Below are 3,997 nucleotides of genomic sequence, written 5' to 3' on the forward strand. Positions count from 1 at the left end.
CGGGCACCCGCCTCCACCGCGACCGCACCCATCGGGCCCGGCCTGCGGACCACCGCCCTGCCCGGCGCCCTCCCGACGGCTTCGACCTCGCAGGTCGTCGTGCACGCCTCGGGATCGGTGCCCGGGGACCAGGGACAGGGCGGCCACTCGCGGGTGCGCACCCTGGTCGCCCTCCTCCTGGTCCTCCTGCTCTGCGGAGGCGGGGGCGGATGGTGGTGGTGGGCCCAGTACGGTCCGGGTTCCTACGTCGACATGCCGGTGGTCGAGGGGCGCAACGCCCAGGCGGCCACCTCGGCGCTGCACGCCGTCGGTCTGTCCACCACCACGCAGGAGGAGTTCTCCGACACGGTCGCGCAGGGGGTCGTCATCAGCTCCGACCCCACCGGCGGCCAACCCGTCCACAAGGACGTCGAGGTGGCACTGGTGGTGTCCAAGGGCGTCGACATGCGCACGGTGCCCGGTGTCACCGGGAAGTCCCGCGCGGACGCCGAGAAGGCCCTCACCGACGCCGGCCTGGACGTGGGTGAGGTCAGCGAGGAGTACTCGGAGACCGTCGCCGAGGGCCTCGTCGTGTCCCAGTCCGAGGACGAGGGCGCCCCGCTCCCCCACGACACCGCCGTCGACCTCGTGGTCTCGAAGGGACGTGAACCCATCGAGGTCCCCGACCTGTCCGGGCACAGCGCCGACGACGCCGCGGCAGCGGTCAAGGACCTGGGACTGGTGCCGACCCCCTCCGAGGAGTACTCGACCACGGTGGCGGAGGGCCAGGTCATCTCACAGAGCACCGCAGCCGGGACCGTGCTCCACCGCGGCGACCCGGTCGCCTACGTCGTGTCGAGGGGACCGGAGATGGTCGAGGTCCCCGACGTCGTGGGCAAGCAGCTCGGGGAGGCCACACGCCTCCTGGAGGAGCGGGGGCTCACCGTCGACGTGGAGCGGGTCCTGGGCGGGTACTTCGGCACGGTGCGGCAGACCGACCCCGCGGGGGGCACCTCGGTGCCCAAGGGTTCCACGGTGACCGTCACCGTCATCTGAGGCACGCCCCGGACACCCCGGGTGTGCGCGTGTGCCGGGGGTGGGCGCAGGTGCCCGCGTGCCCAGGCTCCAGGTGCCCGCGTGCCCGGCGTGCGGGGCGCGCTCCTCAGCGCAGAAGCTCCGCGACCTGGAAGGCCATCTCCAGGGACTGCTGGTGGTTGAGGCGCGGGTCCACCAGGGTCTCGTAGCGCTCCTCCAACGAGGACTCGTCGAGCTGCTCGGACCCGCCGAGCACCTCGGTGACGTCGTCACCCGTCAGCTCCACGTGGATCCCGCCGGGGACGGTGCCGACCTGCTCGTGCGCCTCGAAGAAGCCACGGACCTCGTCCATGACCGTCTCGAAGGAACGAGTCTTGTACCCCGTCGAGGAGGTGATCGTGTTCCCGTGCATCGGGTCCGTGGTCCAGGTGACCGGGCGCCCGTCCGCCTTGACGGCCTCCAGCAGCGGGGGGAGCAGGTCGCGGATGCGCCCCGCCCCCATGCGCGTGATGAAGGTCAGGCGTCCGGGCTCACCCTCGGGGTTGAGCCGGTCGATGAGCGCGATCGCGTCCTCGGGCGTCGTGCCCGGACCGAGCTTCACGCCCACGGGGTTGCGCACGCGGCTCAGGAGCTCGATGTGGGCACCGTCGATGTCGCGCGTGCGTTCCCCCGCCCACAGGAAGTGCCCGGAGGTGTCGTAGGGGTCGCCGGTGCGCGAGTCGATGCGGGTCATCGCGGACTCGTACTCCAGCAGCAGCGCCTCGTGGGAGCTGTAGAGGTCGACCTCCCGCAGGGAGTCGAAGTCGGCCCCCGCCGCCTCCATGAACTTCACCGCCCGGTGGATCTCCTCCGCGAGGGACTCGTAGCGGGCGTAGGACGGGTTCTGGGTGAACCCTCGGTTCCAGTGGTGGACCAGACGCAGGTCCGCGTACCCACCCTTGGTGAAGGCGCGGATCAGGTTGAGCGAGGCCGCCGCGTGCTGGTAGGTCTCCAGGAGGCGGTGCGGGTCGGGGGTGCGCGCCTCGGCCGTGAACTCGTGGGAGTTCACGGCGTCGCCGCGGTAGGAGGGCAGCACGACGCCGCCGCGGGTCTCCAGGTCGGAGGAGCGCGGCTTCGCGTACTGGCCGGCGATGCGCCCGATCTTGACGACGGGCAGGGACGCCCCGTAGGTCAGCACGACCGCCATCTGGAGGAGGGTCTGGATCTTGAGGCGCAGGTGGTCGGCGGTGGACTCCACGAAGGTCTCCGCGCAGTCCCCTCCCGTGAGGACGAATGCCTCGCCACGGCCCGCGGCCCCGAGGTCGGCGCGCAGGTCGTCCACCTCACCGGCGAACACCAGGGGTGGGCGGGAGCGCAGCTCGGCCGTGACCGAGCGGACCTGCTCCTCGTCGGGGTAGTGGGGCTGCTGGAGGGCCGGGTGGGACCGCCAGGTGTCCCACGGCGCCGTCTCCGGCGTCACGGTCTCCCAGAGCTCGGGCTCCTCCTGGCGCAGGGGCGGACGACCGCCCCCACCGTTCCCCGCCCTCCAGGGCAGCCGGGCACTCACTGCTTCGCGGGCACGACGGGCTGACCGATGCCCGTCATGAGGTCCAGGAACCACTGCTGGGAGATGTCGAAGGGCTTGCCCCCGGCGATGCGCGGGAAGGCGATGGCGCAGAGCCGGTCACCGTTCTCCTCGTCGTGGCCGATCACACCGGACTCGCCCTTCAGCGCGCACTCGACGGCCAGGTCGGTCATCGACTTGATGAGACGGAGGTCGTCGGCGTTGGCGTGCCAGGCGCGGGAGAAGTACCCGGACTTCTGGACCATGACCTTCTCCGCGCCGATGCGCTCGGCGAACTGCTTGGCGAACCACTGGCCGGGGTTGATCGTGTCGAGCTTGACGTGGCCGAAGGGGTCGCGCTCGACCTCCTCGCCGCGTGCCTCCTTCTCGGCGATGATCTCGGGCACGCCCGCGCCCTCGGAGAGGAAGATGTTGACGTTGCCGATCTCGTCCATGACCGTGCGCAGGCGCGCGGCCTCGCCCTCGATGTCGATGGCGAGCTCGGGCAGGAAGACGGCGTGGACGTCCCAGCGCTCGGGGGTGAGCCCGATGGAGGGCGCCCACTCCTGCTTGCCGACCCACTCGTGGTAGTCAGCGGCCGACTGCGCCGTCAGGTACCCGCAGTTGCGTCCCATGACCTCGTGGACGATGAGCATGCGCGGGTTGGAACGGTGCTCCCCGATGACGTGCTGGGCGAAGACCGAGGCCTCCTCCGCCGCGGTCCACGCGCCGAGGGACTGGCGGATCGGGATGATGTCGTTGTCGATCGTCTTGGGCAGGCCCACGACGGTCAGGTGGTAGTCGTGCTCCTCGAGGTAGGCGGCGAGGTCCGCGGCGGTGGTGTTCGTGTCGTCCCCACCGATGGTGTGCAGGACGTCCACGCCGTCGCGCCGCAGCTGCTCGGCGGCGACCTCGAGGGGGTTCTCCCCCTCCTTGACCAGTCCGCGCTCGACGAGGTTCTTGGCATTGGTCAGCTTGACGCGCGAGTTGCCGATGGGCGAGCCGCCGAAGCGGTGGAGGACGGCGGCGTCACGGCGGGCCTGGTCGTCGACGACCACGTAGTTGCCGGTGAGCAGGCCGTGGTAGCCGTACTGGTAGGCGATGATCTCGACGTCCGGGTCGATCTCGGTGTAGCGCTCGATGAGTCCTCCCACGGCGGAGGACAGGCAGGGGGCGAAACCACCGGCGGTGAGCAGGGCGACACGACGGACCGACATGGAGGGGGCACCTTTCAGGGGAGCTCGGCGGGTGGCTCCCACCCGCGTTTGACCGTGCCCCAGTCTAGCGGCAGTGCGTCGGGGACGAGGGCGACGTCAGTCCTGCGGACGGTCCGTGTCCGCCCCGGCGCCCTCCGCCGCCGCGTCCTCCCCGGGTGCGGCCTCCGCCGCCGCGTCCTCCCCGGGGGCGGCCTCCGCCGTGGTGTCCTCGTCCGGTTCCTCC

Annotated in this window: 3 protein-coding genes; 1 reads left to right on the forward strand and 2 read right to left on the reverse strand. The window is 71.4% G+C overall.

Annotated elements, in window-relative coordinates:
* Positions 1-1,035: Stk1 family PASTA domain-containing Ser/Thr kinase (locus tag TA90_RS11380; protein ID WP_147513487.1), on the forward strand; the 1,035-nt coding region annotated here is incomplete at its 5' end.
* A 106-nt stretch (positions 1,036-1,141) separates the two neighbouring features.
* Here TA90_RS11380 and TA90_RS11385 read toward each other — a convergent pair.
* Together TA90_RS11385 and TA90_RS11390 are read right to left on the reverse strand one after the other, a co-directional pair.
* Positions 1,142-2,560, reverse strand: a complete 1,419-nt coding sequence (locus TA90_RS11385) for a class II 3-deoxy-7-phosphoheptulonate synthase (RefSeq protein ID WP_407921592.1) — start codon at positions 2,558-2,560, stop codon at positions 1,142-1,144.
* A complete protein-coding gene (locus TA90_RS11390; RefSeq protein WP_043536577.1) occupies positions 2,557-3,774 on the reverse strand; it encodes a pyrophosphate--fructose-6-phosphate 1-phosphotransferase in 1,218 nt (405 codons plus the stop codon). Before TA90_RS11390 ends, TA90_RS11385 begins: the two co-directional genes overlap by 4 nt.
* Between the last annotated feature and the right edge of the window lie 223 nt (positions 3,775-3,997).

This window comes from Actinomyces polynesiensis (assembly GCF_000820725.1).
In the GTDB taxonomy this organism is placed as follows: domain Bacteria; phylum Actinomycetota; class Actinomycetes; order Actinomycetales; family Actinomycetaceae; genus Pauljensenia; species Pauljensenia polynesiensis.